Genomic DNA, 18,189 nt, shown 5'->3' with positions numbered 1-18,189 from the left:
CGTCCCAGCCCGGGACGCAGGTTCGGCCGCACGGCCCCTGGGTGAGCACGGGCCCTGCTCGGGCGAGGGCCGTTCCCAACAGCCGCAGTGGGCCCGGCCGCACGACCTCACCCGAACGGCGCGGGGCGGGCGATACTCGGGCGGTGGGAGTGCGGCGCGCACGGTTCGGTACGCGCGCGTTCCCGAAGAACCGAGAATGGAAGCCATGCAGATCGTCCAGCCCTTCGTCCTCACCGCGGCGGTCGCCGCCTACTCCGCCTTCGCTTCCGTTGCGTCCGGGGCGACGTTCGACGTGTCCGGCGTCGCACGTGCGAGCGCCACGGTGCTCGCCACCGGTTCGGCTTCCGTCGCGCCCGCGGTCGTGGATCGCATCACGGCCCGCGACTTCGACGCCGCCGCCGCCGAGCACCTTCTGAACCGCGCCGGGTTCGGCGGGACGACGCTCGAGGCCGAGCGCCTCGCTCGACTCGGGCCGGAGGCCGCTGTCGCGCTCCTGCTCGAGCCCGTCCGCCTGGTCGATCCGTTCTTCCTGGGCGAGGACACGAGCTATCGCGACCTGCGCCGCGCGTCCGACGCGCGACTCGAGGAGATGGGAGCGAGCGAGAAGGAGATCCAGGACGCGCGCCGCCGCGTGCGCGCCGACTTCCGCAAGAACGACCGCCGCCAGCTCGCGACCTACGCCAACTGGTGGGTCGCGCGCATGGTCTCGGGCGACGACCCCGTTCGCGACCGCATGACGCTCTTCTGGACGGGTCTCTTCACCTCGTCGTTCCAGGAGGTCAAGAACTCGCGCCTGATCATCGAACAGCACCAGCTCCTGCGCGACGGAGCGCTCGGCAGCTACGCCGACCTCTTGCGCGGCATCGCGCGCGATCCGGCGATGCTCGAGTACCTGGACGCGGCTTCGAACAAGAAGCAGAGCCCCAACGAGAACTTCGCGCGCGAGTTGCTCGAGCTCTTCTCCCTGGGCGAGGGCCACTACGCCGAAGCGGACATCGTCGCCGCCGCGCGCGCTTTCACGGGCTGGACCGACCGGAACGGCGAGTTCCAGTTCAACCGACGCCAGCACGACCGCGGCGAGAAGACGTTCATGGGCGTGACGGGCGATCTCGACGGAGACGACGTGCTGGAGATCGTCCTCGCACAGGACCGTTGCGCCGAGTACATCGCTGGACGGCTTCTCGAGTACTTCGAAGGGCGCGCGCCGAGCGAGGCCCGCGTGCGTCACTACGGACGAGTCCTGCGTTCCGCCGGCTACGAGATCCGACCCGTTCTCGAGGAGCTGTTCGTCGATCGAGCCTTCTACTCGGACGCGGTCGTCGGCCAGCGCATCGCCAGCCCGCTCGACTTCATGATCGGACACGCGCGGCGCATCGGCGTCGATCCGCCGACCGGTCTGGTTGCCGCCGGAGCGAGCAGCCTCGGCGAGACGCTCTTCCACCCGCCGAGCGTCAAGGGCTGGGATCCGGGCCGCGCCTGGATCACCACGACGACGTTCATGCAGCGCGGCAACCTCGCCGGTGTGTTGGTCGGGACCGTCGGGTCGCAGGAGTTCCTGACCGCCCCCGAGCTCGGCGACGGCGAACTCGTCGAGGAATCGCAGGGCGCGGACGCGATGGAGGGCGAGATGATGGGCGACGCGATGATGGAGCCCACCGCCGCGGCCCGTCGGCGCGCGCAGTCGGCCCGCAAGGACGACCTGGTGCGCCTGCTCGACCGCATGGAGGATCTGGGGTGGCAGCCGCTCTTGAACCTCAGCGCGCGCGCGGCGCGTCTCGGTGCGACGAACGACGCGGAGGTCGTGGACCTGCTCGCCCGCGAGGTGTTGGCGGTGGAGCTGTCCGCGGAGACCCGCGCGGAGTTGCTCGCGTTCGTGGCGGAAGAGCGCGCCGTCGCGAGCCTCACCGAGGACGTCTGGACGTCGGGAGTCGCCGATGCCGAGCACCTCGCGCGTCGCCTGGTCCACCTGATGCTCTCACTGCCGGAAGGCCAGCTGCACTGATCGTCCGCCCCGACCGCGACGCACCGCACACCGCACACCACTTCACGCGACGGAAGGAACAGACATGGAACGCAGACACTTCTTGATGGGCTCGCTGGCGGCGAGCGGACTGCTCCTGGGCCGGGACGCCCGCGCGGCCGGCGCCCTGCGCGGTCTCTTCGGTCCGCGCCGCGAGGGCCAGCCGATCCTCGTGCTCGTCGAGCTCTCCGGCGGCAACGACGGACTGAACACGCTCGTGCCGCACGGCGACGACGCCTACTACCGTGCGCGACGTGTGATCGCCCACCCGCGGGCGGACGTGCTCGACCTCGACGGCTACGTGGGTCTCGCGCCGCAGCTGAAGCGCCTGCGCGCCGAGTACGACGAGGGGCGGCTCGCCGTCGTGCAGGGCGCCGGCTACCCGCAGCCCAATCGTTCGCACTTCAAGTCGATGGAGATCTGGCACACCGGTCGTGCGAGTGGCCGCGAGTCGGGTCCGGGGTGGATCGGGCACCTCGCGAACGAGTTGTGGAAGGACGACGTCGACCCGAATCGCCTGGTCCACGTGGGCTCGCAGTTGCCCTACTCGCTGCAGTCGCGGCGGCACCCGGCCGTGAACCTGCAGGTGCCCGAGAACTACCGTTGGGCGGGGAACGAGGAGGACATCGCGATGTTCGAGACCGGCTCGAGCGGCGCCGGCGGGTCCGACTCGCAGCTCGACTTCCTGCGCGGTGTGATGCAGGACGCGCGCGCGAGCTCGCTCGAGGTGCGCCGCGCCGTCGCGCGCTACCGACCCGTCGCCGAGTATCCGGACGAATCCTTGGCCCAGTCACTGGCCGTGTGCGCGGCGTTGATCGACGCGCAGATCGGTTGTCAGGTCCTCTCCGTCCAACAGCGCAGCTACGACACGCACGCGAACCAGCTCGGATCCCACGCGAGCCTGCTCGAGGAGCTCGACGCTTCGCTCGCCGCGTTCACCGCGGACCTGCGCGCGAAGGGCAACGACTCGCAGGTCTGCGTCCTGGCCTTCAGCGAGTTCGGACGCCGTGTCTCCGAGAACGCCTCGGGCGGCACCGACCACGGCACCGCCGGCCCGATGTTCGTGCTGGGCTCCGGCGTGCGCGGCGGCGTCCACGGAACGCATCCGTCGCTCACCGAACTGGACGAGCGCGGCGACATGACCTTCGGGACGGACTTCCGTTCGGTCTACGGCACGATCGTCGAGCGACACTTCGGCGTGCGACCCGAGCGGGTGCTCGGCGCTCGCTACCCGAGCCTCGACCTGCTCCCCACGCGCAAGGTTTGACGCCGGTGGGCGGACGACGGTCGCCACTCGCGCGCCGGTCGCCCGCTCAGCGGTTGCGCGTGCAGCGCACTCGCGCGATCGAACACAACAGCGGGTGCTCGACCACGAGTCGGTAGCGGCGCAGGTGCGTCGGATCCCAGCCCATGCGATCCACGCTCCAGCGCGACAGCTCGCTCAGGCGCTCCCACGTGGAGGGGTCCTGTTGGGTCAGGTCGCGGCCGAGGTCGTGGAGTCGACCGCAGTGCACCACCGAGTCCGGTCCCAGCGGATCGGGCCAGTTCCGCAGGGCGTCGTGATCCGTCACGACGCGGAAGTCGGCCGGTCCGTAGGGCAGGCGTTCGTCGACGAGGAACTCGATGGCCAGCTGCTTCGTGGGCGTGTTCGCGCCGAGCTCGCACCAGATGTGCTCGTTCGTCCAGGCGAAGTCGAGCATCCGGTGGCCGAACATGTACGTGACCGCGCCGATCGAACCGAGCTCCGAGTCGGCGAGGGTGACGGCCAGGTTGCTCGCCCTGGCCTCGATCTCCACTGCCTCGGCCAGGCGCGACGACGTGAACTCACCGATGAGCGGAGCACCGAAGCGCGCGCTCGTGGCCGGATCGAGCGGCTGGGGGCCGTTGCCCGGATCGTCCTCGTCGGCTTCCATGTGCAGGTGCGCGAGGAGCAACGACGCCTCCGGACGGATCCGCTGGAGACCGACGGCGCCGCAGACGCTGAACGACGAGTACAGCCCTTCGCGCGAGCCGGGCGCGAGCCCGTAGACCATGACCGACGAGCTGCAGAAGCGGCCCTTGATGACGGCGTTCGCGCGGAACGCGGCGCGCCGGGCCTCGAGCTGAACGGCCGACTGGTCGCGGCCGATCAAGGACGTGATCTGTGCGTCGAACGTGTCGCGCGACTCGGCGTTGCGCAGCACGAAGCCGTCGAACGCGCGCGTGCCGTCGACGAGTGACTCGAGCAGGCGCGCTCGCACACCCCGCCTGAGTGCCGCGTCCACGATCGACTCCGCCTCGCCGACGGTCGGGATGGCCGCGACGACGCTCAGCGGATCCACCGCGTCGGCGAAGCGCCGCACGCGCCAGGCCAGTTGGACGTCGATGCCCAGGGCCTCGCCCACGGCGGCCGGTGACGAGGGCGCGCCGACCGCGCCGAGCAGTTCGACGTAGAGGTCACGCAGGTTGAGCACGTGCTCACGCGCGACCTCGGCGAAGGTGGGGGACTGTCCGGTGAATTCGACCACGTGTTTCGAGACTAGGGCGACCGGCGTCCGTCGCTGCCCGCAGGACGGGCGGACCCGACCTCGGGTTCCCGCTGTTCGGCCTGGATGTGGCGGTCAGCCGGCGAGCAGCGTGTGGAGGCGGATGATCGCCGCCCGGTCCTGCTCGAACTCGAGCGCCGGGAACGCTTCCTGGAACACGCTCCAGCGGTAGTCCGCCCAGTCCGAGTGCAGCGCGACCGGGGGATCGCCCGGCGTGGCGCGACAGGCGTAGTTCCACTCGATCACGCGCTCGTCGCCCAGGTCGAACTGGCTCGGCATCTGCAGGTCGATGACCTCTTCCGGCCGTTCCAGTCCGATCTCGCGACGGAACTCGCGCAGCACGGCCCCCTCGAACTTCTCGTCGAACTGGATCCGACCCTGGAGCGGGGTCCAGATCGCCTCCACGCCCTGGTCGCGCCGCAGGAGCAGGTAGTCCGGGTGGCTGTCCACGAAGCTGAAGACGAACAGACGGACTCGGTGAACGACTTCGACCATGGGGCGTGGCGGTGGGGTGGAGCGGGACCGCCTCCTGATCGGGCGGTGGTTCGAGCCGGGGCGAACTCGTGTCCAGCGCGGGCGGGGCACGCAGGGGAACGGCTGTTCGGCGCTATCGTCCACGCCGTGAACGCCTCTGGAGCCGATCGCGGCGACTTCGCGGACCCCCCCGCGACACCCGTCTGGTACGCCTGTGAGCACCCTTCGTTGGCCGAGCCGCTCGCTCGCCTCGACGCGCTCGTCGACTGGGAGAAGCGCGATCGCGACGCGGGGATGCGCGTCACCCTGGCCCCGGCGGCCGATCTGCTCGCGCGGCTCGGCGATCCCCAGGCGGGGCGTCCGCTCGTGCACCTGGCCGGCACCAAGGGCAAGGGGTCGACGCTGGCCTGGCTCGAGGCGGCTCTGCTCGCCATCGGCGTGCGCACGGCGCTGTTCAGCTCGCCCCACGTGGAGAGCGTGACCGAGCGGCTGCGGCTGGACGGGCGCGACGTGGATCCCGAGCCGTTGGCGCACGGCTTGACCGAGGCGCTCGAGGCCCGTGCGGCTGCGCTGGCGGAGGGCACCCCCGGCGCCCATGCGTCGTGGTTCGACCTGATGATCGCCGGCAGCGCGCGGGCGGCGCGGGCGGCGGACCTGTGGCTCGTGGAGGTGGGGCTCGGCGGGCGGCTCGACTCGACGAACGCCTTCGAGTCGACCGTGGCCGGCCTCGCGTCGGTCGAGCTCGAGCACACGGCCGTGCTCGGCGACACGCGCGAGGCGATCGCGGCCGAGAAGGCGGGGATCGCGCGCGCGGACCGGCCGTTCGTCGTGGGGCTCGACCCGCAGGACCCCGCCGCTCGACGTGCCGCGCAGGTGGCGGAAGCACTCGGCGCCCGGGTTCGCTCCTGTCCGCCGGCGACGGGCGGGACCGACGCCCGCAACCGCGGTCTGGCGCGGGCCCTGCTGGAAGAACTCGAGCGCGCCGGCTTCGCCCCGGGGGCGGTGGCGGCCCTCGACGGCCTCGCGCAGGTCCCGCGCCTGCCGGGGCGGCTCGAGCGTTGGAGGACGCGTGCGGGCACCGAGGTGGTGCTCGACGGAGCACACGTCCCCGAGAGCCTGGAACTGCTCCTGGCTCCGGACGGGCCGCTGGGCGTGGGGCCGCTCCACGCGGTCTTCTCCTGTGCCCGGGACAAGCGCAGGGGGGCGATGCTCAAGGTGCTGGGGCCCCGTGTCGAAACGCTTTTCTGCACCTCCCTTTCCCGGACGGGATCCGTTCCGGCGGACACGCTCACCGAGGACGCTCGCGCCCTCGGCCTGGTGGCCACCTGCGAACCGAACCCAGCACGTGCTCTCGAGCGCGCTCTGCGACTCGCGACCGATGGTGGGGGAACGGTGCTCGTCACCGGATCACTCCACCTCATCGGGCCCGCACGGGTCCACCTGCGCTCCTGCGGCGCCGTGCCATGCTGACCATCGTCTCCGACCTGTTCCTGACCGACGCCTTCCTGATCAAGGGTCAGGTCGAGAACAAGTACGCGCGCCTGAGCCAGATGCTCGACGAGTACCAGCGCTACTTCATCAAGGTCCGTGACGCGACGCTGATCGACCTGAACAGTCGCGAGCGCATCCAGACGCCGCTCGTCCACGTCAACCTATCGGAGATCCTCGTCGCCCACGAGTTCCTCGACTCGACGACCGACACGCGCCTCGCGCAGATGGCCCAGACCGAAGGCGTCAAGCAGAACCGCGTCCGCGTCTTCTACACCGGCAACCTCAACGTCGAGATCGCCGGCAACGTGCGTCCCGGCAGCTACGAGGCCGACGACAAGCGCACGCGCCGCTTCTTCGTCATGACCGATCCGGAAGTGCGCGGCATGAACCTCGACGGCGACCGCGACCTCGAGACCCTCAAGCGCCTGGACTGGGGCATCCTGAACAAGACGCGCCTCAGCTACATCTACGACTTCTCGGGCTGAGACCGGGGTCGTCCGGGTCACCCGGAACGAGCAGGGCCGGCACGTCGATCGACGTGCCGGCCCTGCTCGCGTTCCGGGCGTGTCGCGAAGCGGTCAGCGCTTCTCGGACGGTCCGTCGGCAGCGGCGTAGAAGCGCGCGATGTCGCGGGTCAGCTTCGCCAGCTCCGAGCGCTTGACGTACATCATGTGACCCGCGTCGAAGTAGGACATCTGGATGTTGTCCTGCAGCCCGGCGGGGATGAACAGGTGGTCGAACGTGTACTCGGTCGCGTAGAACGGCGTGGCGAGGTCGTGGTAGCCGTTCGCGACGAAGACGCGCAGCGCCTTGTTGCGGTTCATGGCGCGGCGCAGGTCCTCGGTCACGTTCAGGTACTCGTTGTCGGCGCGTTCGTAGGCCCAGGGCTGTACGCGTCCGGTGAGGATCTCGTAGGGCAGGTCGCTCTCGTAGCCGAGCGTCTCGCGCACGTACTGGTTGAGCGTCATCGAGTAGGGGCCGCGGATGGCGGACATGCTCGGGTCGTACTCGTAGCGCTCGCCGACGTCGTCCCGGTCCGTGCCGACGTAGCGCCCGTCGAGGCGTCCGACCGTCAGGCCCTCGTCGCGCCGCAGTTCCTTGCAGAAGCGCCCGATCTCGATGCGCAGATTGGCGCGCAGGATCCACTCCTCGGACAGCCCGGTGAAGCTCGCGAGGCGGGCTGCGATGTCGGTGCGCTCGTCGTCGGAGAGAGCGTCCCCGCGCATCAGCGCCACCGTGTAGTCACCACCCGCGAAGGCGCGCGCGCGGTCGAGGAACGTCTCGAGGTCGTCCACCTCGACCCGGCCGTGGTAGGCCGCGAGCGCCGCGTACGTCGGCAGGAACAGCGCGTAGGGCAGATCGTTGCCTTCGTCGAAACGCGCCGTCTGCCAGTTGAGGATCGCCGACACGAGCAACAGTCCGTGCGGATACAGGCCGTAGCGCTCCTGCAGGTGGTGCGACAACGCCGCCGCGCGCGCCGTGCCGTAGCTCTCGCCCGCCAGGTAGATCGGACGGTCCCAGGCTCCGAGTCGCGTGGTGAACTGGCGGATGAACGCGCCCACGGATTCCACGTCGCGCCGATCGCCGTGGAAGTCGTTGTCGTTCACGTCCTTCGCGGCGCGGCTGAAGCCCGTGGTGACCGGATCCACGAAGACGAGGTCGGTGTAGGGCAGCAGCGTGTGCGCGTTGTCGGTGAGCGCATAGGGCGGATCGAGGTCGAAACCCTCCTCGCCCATGTCGATGCGCTTGGGTCCGAACGCGCCCAGGTGCAGCCAGACCGAGGACGAGCCGGGACCGCCGTTGAAGCAGAAGGTGATCGGTCGCGTGCCCGTCCCGTCGCCGATCACGCCGTCCGGCGTACCCGCGGCGTAGTGCACGTAGAAGATCGACGCGCGCTCGTCGCCCTCTTCCGTGCGCATGAGCATGCGGCCGGCGTGGGCGAAGTAGCCGAGTTCGGAACCGTCCGCGAGGGCGACGGATCCGTCGGTGACCGCGATCTCGTCGCCCTCCTGCTCGAAGGCGCCGAAGGGCGTGCCGGCCCACTCCGCGTGGGGCCCGTGGTGCACGTCCTCGGCCGTCTTGTCCGACGAATGTGCCTCGTCCTGGACCTGCGTCGTGACCCACGCGAACGGAAGGGACAGGGCGAGCGCCAGCGGCGCGACGATCGTGAAGGGGTGCAGCATGGCGCGGTCGGAATCTGACGGATGGACGCGGGCCGAGCGGGCTCGCGCGATGATTCGGCGAGCGAGCGCAGGCTCACTCGGGCGGCAACACGGTCTCGATGTCCTCGGGCGGCGGATCCAGCTCGTCGAGGATCTCGACGTAGGACAGGTAGCGCGTCGCCGAGATCTTCCCCGACTCGACCGCCGCGTCGACCGCACAGCCCGGCTCGTGGTCGTGCGAGCAGTTCGGGAAGTGGCACTTTGTGTTGTACGGCTCGAAGTCCGGGTACAGGTGCCGCAGCTGGCGACGGTTCACGCCCCACAGGCGGAAGACCCGGATCCCCGGCGTGTCGACGACCACCGTGCCGGCCTCGCGTTCGCCTTCCACGTCGATCGGGATCCAGCGCGAGAACGTCGTCGTGTGCTTGCCGGAGGACCAGTAGCGGCTGATCTTGCCGACCTTCAGCTGCAGGCCGTAGAGCGCGTTCAGGAGCGTGGACTTCCCGACGCCCGACGCGCCGTACAGCACGCTGACCTTGCCGTGCAGCAGGTCGCGCAGTTCTTCGAGGCCGATGCCTTGTTCGGCGCTGGTCTCGAGCACCGGATAGCCCGCGCCCGTGTAGGTCTCGCGGATCGCCTCGGCCTCGCCGCCCGGATCGAGGTCGATCTTGTTGAGCAACAGGACCGCCGGAATCTCCTCGAGTCGGCACGCGGCGAGGATGCGGTCGGTGCGGTTCGACGAGAAGCCGGGCTTGCCGAGCGAGCTGACGAGGATCACCTGGTCCACGTTCGCGAACAGGACCTGGCGCCTGGGGTCGTGGCTGGAGCTGACCTTCGACAGCGAGTTCTCGCGCGGCAGGACCTCTTCGATGCCCAGCGGGTCGCCCTCGAGCGAGACGCGCACCAGGTCGCCGACCGCCACCGGGTTCTTCACGTCGCCCAGTTCCTCGAACAGCTTCCCGCGCGGGGCGGCGCGCACGATCGCCTGGTCGAGCAGCACGTCGTAGGCCTTGGCGTCGCCGCGCATGACCCGGCCGACCGCGGTCGAGCCCGGCGTGTGCTGGGGCGTGGGGTCCGCGGGCACGTCGGCCGCTCGTTCGTCGATCTCCATCGGGGGTGTGCGCCGGCGATTCGGCGGCCGCTAGGCTAGCACCGCGATGCCCCTCGACCCGATCCGCTCCCGCTCCAATCCGATCGTCAAGCTGGCCCGCGAGGTGCGGGCGCGGCGGCGCGACGACCTCGTTCTTCTCGAGGGCGAGCGCTTGGTCACGGAAGCGCTCGGACTCGGGCTCGCGGTCGAGGCGTTGGTCCTGCGCGAGGACCTGGAAGCGCCCGCGGGCCTCGCCGAGCACCCGGCCCTGCGCCTGGCGAGCGCCGAGGTCCTGGACGCGATGAGCGCGCTCGACCACGGGCCCGGCGTCCTGGCGCTCGTGGCCGCGCCGCCGTTGCTCGCGCTCGAGAGCTACGCGCCGCCGGCGGGTGACTCGCTGCTGCTCTGCGTCAGCGGTGTGGCCGACCCGGGGAACCTCGGGGCGCTCGCGCGCTCGGCCGAGGCCGCCGGCGCCCGCGCGATCGCGGTCGCCCCGGGCGGCGCCCAACCGTTCGGCGACAAGGCCCTGCGCGGGTCGATGGGCGCGTTGCTGCGACTGCCGGTGCACACGCTCGACGGCGTCCAGTCGTTGGCGCGTTCCGGCGTGCGTTCGGTCGTCGCGGCGACCCGTGGCGGCCGCGACTTCCGCAGCTACGACTGGCGCGGCGCGGTCGCGTTGTGGGTGACCGGTGAGACCGGTCGCGCGCAGGTCGAGCCGCCCGCGGACGCGGAGCTCGTGACGATCCCGATGGCGGGCGCCACCGAGTCCCTGAACGCGGCGTGCGCGGCCACGTTGCTCCTCTTCGAGTCGACGCGTCGGAGGACCTGGGGGACGACATGACCGATCTCTTCGGCGAAACCGACGACCACGCCGCGCTGCGCCCCGCGACCGACCGCGCCGACGCGCCGTTGGCCGAGCGCATGCGCCCGCGCACGCTCGACGACCTCGTCGGCCAGACGAAACTGCTCGACGACGAAGGCGTGCTGTCGGCGATGGTGCGGACCGGCGCGTGGCAGAGCTTGATCCTGTGGGGTCCGCCGGGCTGCGGCAAGACGACCGTCGCGCGCATCGTCGCCGAGGCCAGCGGGCGCCGGTTCCGGCCGTTCTCCGCCGTCCTGGGCGGGATCGCGGAGATCCGCAAGGTCATGCAGGAAGCCGAACGCGCGCGCGCGCGCGGCGAGTCGGCGACGCTGTTGTTCGTCGACGAGATCCACCGCTTCAACAAGGCCCAGCAGGACGCGTTCCTGCCGTTCGTCGAGAGCGGCGACATCCTGTTGATCGGCGCGACGACCGAGAACCCGAGTTTCGAACTGAACTCGGCGCTGTTGTCGCGCGCGCGGGTGCTCGTCCTCGAGCCGCTCGGCGAGCCCGAGCTGACGGCCCTGGTCGAACGCGCTCTCAGCGATCCCGAGCGCGGACTCGGCGGTCGACTCCGCGCCGTGCCGGAAGCGGTGACCGAGATCGCGCGCGCGGCCGACGGCGACGCGCGGCGGGCGTTGACGCTGCTCGAGACGTGTGCGCTCTTGGCCGGTCGCGACGGCGAAGTCACGCCCAAGGTCCTCGCGCGCGCGCTGCAGCGCAAGCTCGTGCGCCACGACAAGCGCGGCGAGGAGCACTACAACCTCATCAGCGCGCTGCACAAGTCGATCCGCAACGGCAGCGACGACGCGGCGGTGTACTGGCTGACGCGCATGCTCGAGGGCGGCGAGGACCGCGACTTCCTCATGCGGCGGCTCGTGCGCATGGCCGTCGAGGACATCGGCGTGGCCGACCCGCGCGCGGTCGAGCAGTGCATCGCCTGTTGGGACACGTGGAAGCGGCTCGGCTCACCCGAGGGCGAACTGGCCATCGTGCAGGCCGCCGTCTACCTGGCGCGCGCGCCCAAGTCGAACGCGGTGTACATGGCCTACGGCGCCGCGCGCGACGACATCCAGAAGCGCCCGAACGAGCCCGTTCCGCTGCACCTGTGCAACGCGCCGACCGGCCTGATGAAGGCGCTCGGCTACGGCGACGGCTACCGCTACGCCCACGACGATCCGGCCGCCACGACCGAGATGGAGTGCTTGCCGCCGGGTCTGGTCGGGCGGCAGTATCTCGGGTCGGGCGGGGTCAGTTCGGCGGGCGACGACACTGCGCGCGATTCGTCGACCGAGTGAGCGAGACCTGCGACCCCAGCGGCGAATCCAGCTAGGGGGCCCATGCGCTCGCTCCTGTTCGTCGTGCTCGCGGTGGTCGTCGTTGCGGTCGCTGTCGTCGTCACGCCCGCTCTCTTGAACGGCGAAGGCGCGTCGCTCGTGAACGTGGAGGTCGGCGACGAAGGTGTGGACCGTGCATCCTCGCCAGTCGAGCCGACGTCCGTGCAGTTGGCCGTGACTGACGGAATCACGCCCGCGACGCCACGCGAGGCTGTGGTCGAGAGCTCGCCCGCCGGCATCGGCCACCCCGCGTGCACGCTCGAGTTCTCATGCCCCGTCTTCGTGAACGGCGAGCGCGACCTCGAGATGGAGCGCGTTCTCTTCGATCGGAGCAACTCGAAGTTTGGTCTGACGATTACGCGGCTGGGAGGGACGCAAGGACCGGGAAGCCTCGAACCGCGCAGGCATGTGAGTCCGACAGCGGGCCACGTGTCCATCGGCCCCTTGCCGCCGGGAAAGTACCGCGCGGTTCCTCATCTGTACTCCTGGCCCGAACTGGGCAGTGAAACACGAATCGAAGTGGTCGGGGGCCTCGAGCAATTCAGGTTCGAACTGACCGATGGCGTCGTCACGGTCGATCAGCCGATCGAGTTGGTCGCGAGCCACTCGACGGCGTTCAGCGTCGAGCTTCCACCGGAGGTCGTGGGGATCACTGCGACGCTCCTTGCGTGCGTCGTGGGCCCGTTCGACGCCATTGATCCCGAAGGAACGCCGATCGCCGCTCCCGTGCGCGTGCTCTCGACGACCGGTCGCGATCGCGCTGCCACGCACTTCACCGCCACGTGCTTTCTCGACCCAGGCGCGTACGAACTCGTACTTGTCGGATTCCACGTGGATCCTGACGGGCCCGTGACGACGTTCGTCGTCTGTGAGCCGTTCACAGCGGAGCCGGCGACGCCCAAGACAGTTGCCACGCGCGCACTCGGCGGCTGCCTGTGGGGGTGGCAGCTCCACGAGCCCCATCCGCGGGCCATCGTCTTCCCGGTCAATGGCTACAGCGGAATTACGCCGCCTCCGCGTCCGCCTGCGTTGACGCGGTTCGGTGTCTCCGAGGAGCAAGCGGCTTGGTACAGCATCCGGTGTCCGTTGGGTGTCGGCCGCGGCCCAGCTTGGGTGCTCGTGCCCGGCCTCACCTATGCTTTCGATCCATCGCAGTCGGTCGAAGCTGAATGGAGCATCGTCGCCTCTCTCGATGAATTGCAGAACACGTCTGCGCCGGAGCGACCGGACACTCTCTTTGCGGATCCTCAGCCGGCAGCCTTCTCCCTCGAAGCATTGAAGAAGTGGCCCGAGCCGGGCCCTTCCTTCACCTTCGTCGCCGGCCCACCCGGCTCGACGATCGAGCGCGAGTGACCACCGGCGCGGCGCCGCCGACGCCTACTCCGACCGGCGCCGCTTCGCCCGCGCCTTCTCGATCCGCCGCACGCGCGCGCGCACCGAAGCCGCCTCGTCGCCGCGGGCCTGCTCGAGCAGACGCTCGGCCTCCGCGGTGAACTCGGGGTACTCGTTCGCGAGTTCGCAGAATCCGCTGTACGCCCAGGCGCGGACGAAGGGGCGTTCGGACGCGATCCCGTCGCGAGCGAGCCGCTCGACCGCGGGCACGTGCGCCTCGCGGATGCGCAGGTGCGGGAGCGACTGCAGCACGTGCAGTCGCGCCTCCCAGGCCTCGAGCGCGCCGAGGTGTTCGAAGAGCCTGTCGGACTGGGCGGGCACCAGCTTCCCGCCGTCCTCGAGGTGACGCTTCAGGAGCCAGGTCGCTCCGACCGCGAACTCGACGCGCACCGCGAGTGCGATCACCGCCGCGACGAAGCCGCGGCGCTCCTTGGAGCGCTCGTAGATGGACTCGATCGCCGCTTTCGAGCGGCCGTCCCAGTCGGCCAGTTCGCGTTCGAGGAGAGCGGTGCTCACGAGACGCGCGCTCCGGACGCTACGCCAACCCGCGCCGCTCGAGCAGCGGTGCCGTGTCCAACTCGCGACCGCGGAACGCGCGGTACATGTCCATCGGCTCGAGCGTCAGGCCGCGACCGAGCACCGCCTCGCGCGCGCGTCGGCCGGCTTCGCGCACCATGCCGCCCGCTTCCTGCATGCCGGCGAAACCGTCGGCGGCCAGGGCCTCGCTCCACAGGTAGGCGTAGTAACCGGCCGCGTAGCCACCCGCGAAGATGTGCGCGAAGTAGCAGGTGCGGTAGCGCGGCGGGATCAGCGGGTGCGCGAGGCCGAGGTGCTCGAGCGCCGACTTCTCGAAGGCTTCGGCGTCCTCGACGACCGCGCCCGGCGCGAGCGTGTGCCACGCCAGGTCCAGCGACGCGGCGGCCACGTACTCGAAGGCGTCGAAACCCTGTCCGTAGGCGCGCGCGGCGCGGATCTTCTCGACGAACTCGGTCGGCAACGGTGCGCCGGTCTCGTGGTGCACGGCGCAGCGTTCGAGCACGCGCGGGTCGAACGCGAAGTCCTCGTGCAGCTGCGAGGGGAACTCGACGAAGTCGCGCGGCACGCTCGTGCCCGACAGCAGCGGGTGGCGCACGCTGCTCAAGAGGCCGTGCAGCGCGTGGCCGAACTCGTGGAACATCGTCGTGACCTGGTCGAACGACAGCAGCGCCTCCTGCCCCGCGCCCGGCTTCGGCACGTTCATGACGTTGACGACCAGCGGCAGTTGCTCGTGCAGCGTGCTCTGCTCGGCGAAACTCGTCATCCACGCGCCGCCGCGCTTGCTCGCCCGCGCGAAGTAGTCGCCGTAGAACAGGCCGATCGTCGTGCCGTCCTCCTCGAGAACCTCCCAGGCGCGCACGTCCGGGTGGTACACGGGCAGGTCGGTGCGCTCGCGCATCTCGATGCCGTACAGCTCGCGCGCCATGAAGAATACGCCGTCCTCGAGCACGCGGCGCAGCGGGAAGTACTGGCGCACCTCGTCGTCGTCGAGATCGAAGCGCTCGGCGCGCACCTCTTCGGCCACTTTCGCCCAGTCCCAGGGTTCGAGCTCGGCGCCCGGGTTCGTGGTGGCGAAGCGGGCGCGCAGGTCGCGCTCTTCCTCCTCGGCGCGGGCGACGATGCGCGGGATCAGCCCGGCGAGCATCTCTTGGACCGCTTCCGGCGTGCCGGCCATCTCGTCGGCGAGCACGTACTCGGCGTGGTTCTTCGCGCCGAGCAGCTTCGCGCGCTCGGCCCGCAGCGTCGCCATGCGGATCGCCAGAGCGCGCGTGTCGTGCGCGTTGCCGCGCGAGCCACGGGCGCTGGCGGCCTCGAACAGGCGTTGGCGCACGGCGCGGTCGGCCAACTGGCCCAGCGCGCCCTGAGAGGTCGGCAGCTCGATGCCGATCAGGAAGCCCGACTCGTGGCCCGCCGCACGCGCCGCGTCCGCCGCCGCCGAGATCGCGCCCTTCGACAGGCCCGCCAGTTCCGCCTCGGTCTCGACCAACAACGCCAGGTCGTTCGTCTCGGCCCGCAGGTGCTCGTTGAACGCGGTGGACAGCGACGACAGCTCGGAGTTGATCGCGCGCATCCGCTCCTGGGCCACCGCGTCGAGGCGCGCACCGCGGCGCACGAACAGGGTGTGGTAGCGCTCGACCAGGCGGCGCTGCTCGGCGTCCGCGAGACTCGCACGGTCCGCGTGCACGGCTTCGACGCGCGCGAACAGCTCGGCGTCCATCCAGATCGCGTCGCTCGCCGCCGCGAAGAGCGGTGCCAGCTCGGTCTGCAGCTCCTGCCGCGCCGGGTTCACGTCCGTGGCGCACAGGCTCGAGAACACGGCGCTGGTGCGCGCGAGCAGCCGTCCGCACCGCTCGAGCGCCTCGATCGTGTTCGCGAACGTGGGCGCCTCCGCGCTCGTCGCGATCGCGCGCACTTCCTCGGCGCGTTCCTCGAGACCCGCGAGCAGCGCGGGCCGGAAGTGCTCGTCCGCGATCCGGTCGAAGCGCGGCGTTCCGTGATCCAGGGTGCTCGGAGCGGCGAACGGGTTGTCGGCGGCGAGGGGGCGGGCAGCGGTCGTGGGCTCGATCATGCGGACGAGCCTAGGCCGGGTGCGAGGATGCCGCCAGCCGCCAGCGCCTTCGTCCGTCCGCGGTGCGCTCGGTTCGACGAGCTCGGCCGCGGACTAGGATGCGTCCGTGTTCCGCCGCCGCCGACCCCGACCGCCCGCCGACTGGTTCACGTGCCCGGTCTGTGGGTCCGAGGTGAAGGTGGGCGCGCTGGCCTGTCGCGAGTGCGGCTCCGACGACACCACCGGCTGGTCCGAGGCGACCGCCTACGACGACCTCGATCTGCCCGAGCCCGAAGGCCCCGACGGCGGTCCCGCGGTGCCCGACACGTTCGAGGAGTTCGAGCAGCTCGTCGATCCTCCACGGGCGTGGCCGCGCTGGCTCGTCCTGGCGCTCGTCGCGCTGATCGTCGTCCTGTTGTTGGTGAGCGCGATCCCGCGGTGAGCGACGCGCCTCGACGGATCGCCAGTCGTCAGGCAGCCAGCCGCTCGTTCGAGTCGTCGCCCAAGAGGTTCTCGAGGGTCGATTCGAGGGCGCTCCGATCGATCGGACGGGTGAGGTAGGCGTCGAAGCCCGCCGCCATGCACGCCTCGCGATCGTCCGCGCTCGCCGAGGCCGTCAGTGCCACGACCGGGCGGTCGAAGCCGCGCGCTCGCAACAACGACAAGGTCTCGTACCCGTTGAGAACCGGCATCGAGAGGTCCATCAGGACCACGTCCACGTCGGGCGACTTCTTGAGCATCTGCAGCGCGATCGTGCCGCTCGCCGCGCAGCGCACGTCGGCGCCCACGCGGCCGAGCATGTGGCGAACGAGGAGTCGGTTGTCCGGCATGTCGTCGACCACGAGCACGCGAGCGGACTCGAGGCGACTCGTCGACGGCGGCGCGCTGCCGCTCTCGAGATCACCCGTCGCCTCCTCCAGCGCCCGCATGGGGAGCTTCAGGATGAACGAACTGCCGTTGCCCGGAGTCGAGCGCACTTCGAGCTTCCCACCCATCGCCTCCGCCAGCTGGCGCGAGACCGTGAGGCCCAGCCCCGTGCCGCCGAAACGCGCGTTCCTTCCGGGCTCCGCGATGCGGAAGGGCTCGAAGATCGCGACCAGGCGCTCGCTCTCGATGCCGGCCCCCGTGTCCCGTACTTCGCACTCGAGAACGGGCTGGGCATCGGTTCCACGAATGCCGCGCAGGAGCACCTGGACGCGCCCCTGTTCGGTCGCCTTGACGGCGTTGTCGATCAGGTTGCGCAGGATCTGACGCAGCCGCGAGCGGTCGCAGACGATCGTGGCGGGAACGGACGTGCCGTAGGAGATGCTGAGCTCGAGCCCCTTGGCTTCCGCGTGGGAGCGCTGGAGTTCGACCTGTTCCTCGACCAGTTCGCGAAGGTCGACGGGGGCGGACGCGATTCGCAGCTGGCCGGATTCGATCTTCGAGAGATCGAGGACGTCGCCGACCAGCGCTCCGAGGTGGCGGCCGTTGCGGGCGATCGTCTTGACGAGTTCGCGGGCGCCGGGCGGCAGGCCCGGCGCTTCGGAGAGCAGTTCGGAGAAGCCCAACACGGCTCCCAGAGGCGTCCGGATCTCGCGGCTCATGTCGACCATGAAGCTGGCGCGCGACTCGGCAGCCATCTGCGCCAAGCGTTCCGCAGCGCGCAGTTCGCGGTTGCGGCGGCGCAGCTCGAGCTGGCTGACGACCTGGCGGCCGAGGACGCGCAGCACGTCGAGCTGGTCATCGGTCAGTTCGCGCGCGACGGTGTCGATCACGCACAGGGTGCCCAGCGCGTGCCCGTCCGACTCGACCAAGGGCACGCCGGCGTAGAAGCGCACGTTCGGCGGCCCTTCCACGAGCGGGTTGTCTGCGAAGCGCGAGTCGAGCCGCGCATCGGGTACGACCATGACTTCGTCCTTGTCGAGGATCGCATGGGCGCAGAACGCCAGATCCCTCGGGGTCTCGGTGGCGTCGAGACCGACGCGCGACTTGAACCACTGGCGCTCGGCATCGATCAGGCTGACCAGAGCGATCGGCGTGTCGCACAGCTGGGAGGCGAGACGGGTCAGGTCGTCGAAACTCGGTTCGGGACCGGTGTCGAGGACTTGGTAGCGAGAGAGCGCGGCAAGGCGTTCGGGTTCCGAGAGCGGTAGCGGGGCAGGTTGCATGGCGAGGTTCTCCTGCTCGCCGATCGCCACGTGGGCGCGCCGAACCCAAGTCATTCGGCGCGTCGCCACCGATCCTCCCCGCTCTTGGGACCGGTGCCCCGGCGG

General features: G+C 70.4%; 15 protein-coding genes. 8 read left to right on the top strand and 7 right to left on the bottom strand.

Annotated elements, in window-relative coordinates; all coding sequences use genetic code 11:
* The first annotated feature begins 205 nt into the window (after window positions 1-205).
* Window positions 206-2,002 (top strand): DUF1800 domain-containing protein, encoded by a 1,797-nt coding sequence (locus Pla163_RS17275; RefSeq protein ID WP_419186083.1) that lies wholly within the window; start codon window positions 206-208, stop codon window positions 2,000-2,002.
* Window positions 2,003-2,066: 64 nt separating this feature from the next.
* Window positions 2,067-3,287, top strand: coding sequence for a DUF1501 domain-containing protein (locus Pla163_RS17270; RefSeq protein WP_145191531.1), 1,221 nt, complete (start codon window positions 2,067-2,069; stop codon window positions 3,285-3,287).
* A gap of 46 nt (window positions 3,288-3,333) precedes the next feature.
* Here Pla163_RS17270 and Pla163_RS17265 read toward each other — a convergent pair whose 3' ends face one another.
* Window positions 3,334-4,527, bottom strand: coding sequence for a hypothetical protein (locus Pla163_RS17265; RefSeq protein WP_145191528.1), 1,194 nt, complete (start codon window positions 4,525-4,527; stop codon window positions 3,334-3,336).
* A 93-nt stretch (window positions 4,528-4,620) separates the two neighbouring features.
* Complete coding sequence (locus Pla163_RS17260) at window positions 4,621-5,040, bottom strand: NUDIX domain-containing protein (RefSeq protein ID WP_145191525.1); 420 nt, start codon at window positions 5,038-5,040, stop codon at window positions 4,621-4,623.
* A 126-nt stretch (window positions 5,041-5,166) separates the two neighbouring features.
* Between Pla163_RS17260 and Pla163_RS17255 the strand changes: the two genes are divergently transcribed.
* Both Pla163_RS17255 and Pla163_RS17250 read left to right on the top strand, forming a co-directional pair.
* The gene (locus Pla163_RS17255) at window positions 5,167-6,489 is read left to right on the top strand and encodes a bifunctional folylpolyglutamate synthase/dihydrofolate synthase (RefSeq protein WP_145191522.1); all 1,323 of its coding nucleotides are present in this window, start codon (window positions 5,167-5,169) and stop codon (window positions 6,487-6,489) included.
* The gene (locus Pla163_RS17250) at window positions 6,483-6,995 is read left to right on the top strand and encodes a DUF6812 domain-containing protein (protein WP_145191521.1); all 513 of its coding nucleotides are present in this window, start codon (window positions 6,483-6,485) and stop codon (window positions 6,993-6,995) included. The genes Pla163_RS17255 and Pla163_RS17250 overlap by 7 nt, the downstream gene beginning before the upstream one ends.
* Window positions 6,996-7,088: 93 nt before the next feature.
* Here the strand turns inward: Pla163_RS17250 and Pla163_RS17245 are convergent, their stop codons facing one another.
* Both Pla163_RS17245 and rsgA read right to left on the bottom strand, forming a co-directional pair.
* Window positions 7,089-8,693, bottom strand: a complete 1,605-nt coding sequence (locus tag Pla163_RS17245) for a S10 family peptidase (RefSeq protein WP_145191518.1) — start codon at window positions 8,691-8,693, stop codon at window positions 7,089-7,091.
* Window positions 8,694-8,766: 73 nt separating this feature from the next.
* On the bottom strand, window positions 8,767-9,783 hold the full coding sequence (gene rsgA / locus Pla163_RS17240) for a ribosome small subunit-dependent GTPase A (protein WP_145191515.1): 1,017 nt from the start codon (window positions 9,781-9,783) through the stop codon (window positions 8,767-8,769).
* Between the two features lie 46 nt (window positions 9,784-9,829).
* On the opposite strand from rsgA, the gene Pla163_RS17235 reads away from it, so the two are divergent.
* The 3 genes from Pla163_RS17235 (at window position 9,830) to Pla163_RS17225 (ending at window position 13,311) form a co-directional block, all read left to right on the top strand.
* A complete protein-coding gene (locus tag Pla163_RS17235; protein WP_145191512.1) occupies window positions 9,830-10,603 on the top strand; it encodes a TrmH family RNA methyltransferase in 774 nt (257 codons plus the stop codon).
* Window positions 10,600-11,919 carry a replication-associated recombination protein A gene (locus Pla163_RS17230; protein ID WP_145191509.1) on the top strand — a complete coding sequence of 440 codons (1,320 nt, stop codon included), beginning with the start codon at window positions 10,600-10,602 and terminating at the stop codon, window positions 11,917-11,919. The genes Pla163_RS17235 and Pla163_RS17230 overlap by 4 nt, the downstream gene beginning before the upstream one ends.
* A gap of 63 nt (window positions 11,920-11,982) precedes the next feature.
* Entirely contained in the window at window positions 11,983-13,311 is a 1,329-nt protein-coding gene (locus Pla163_RS17225; protein ID WP_145191505.1) for a hypothetical protein, read from the top strand.
* Between the two features lie 24 nt (window positions 13,312-13,335).
* Here the strand turns inward: Pla163_RS17225 and Pla163_RS17220 are convergent, their stop codons facing one another.
* Entirely contained in the window at window positions 13,336-13,866 is a 531-nt protein-coding gene (locus Pla163_RS17220; RefSeq protein ID WP_145191502.1) for a hypothetical protein, read from the bottom strand.
* Window positions 13,867-13,885: 19 nt separating this feature from the next.
* Window positions 13,886-15,955 carry a M3 family metallopeptidase gene (locus tag Pla163_RS17215; protein ID WP_145191499.1) on the bottom strand — a complete coding sequence of 690 codons (2,070 nt, stop codon included), beginning with the start codon at window positions 15,953-15,955 and terminating at the stop codon, window positions 13,886-13,888.
* A gap of 106 nt (window positions 15,956-16,061) precedes the next feature.
* Here Pla163_RS17215 and Pla163_RS17210 point away from each other — a divergent pair, with 106 nt between their 5' ends.
* Complete coding sequence (locus tag Pla163_RS17210) at window positions 16,062-16,376, top strand: hypothetical protein (RefSeq protein WP_145191495.1); 315 nt, start codon at window positions 16,062-16,064, stop codon at window positions 16,374-16,376.
* Between the two features lie 28 nt (window positions 16,377-16,404).
* Here Pla163_RS17210 and Pla163_RS17205 read toward each other — a convergent pair whose 3' ends face one another.
* Entirely contained in the window at window positions 16,405-18,084 is a 1,680-nt protein-coding gene (locus Pla163_RS17205) for an ATP-binding protein (RefSeq protein WP_419186082.1), read from the bottom strand.
* Between the last annotated feature and the right edge of the window lie 105 nt (window positions 18,085-18,189).

This window comes from Rohdeia mirabilis (assembly GCA_007750655.1).
GTDB lineage: Bacteria > Planctomycetota > UBA1135 > UBA1135.
Note: the sequence above shows the minus strand (reverse complement) of the source record. Positions and strands in the feature narration are given on the sequence as shown.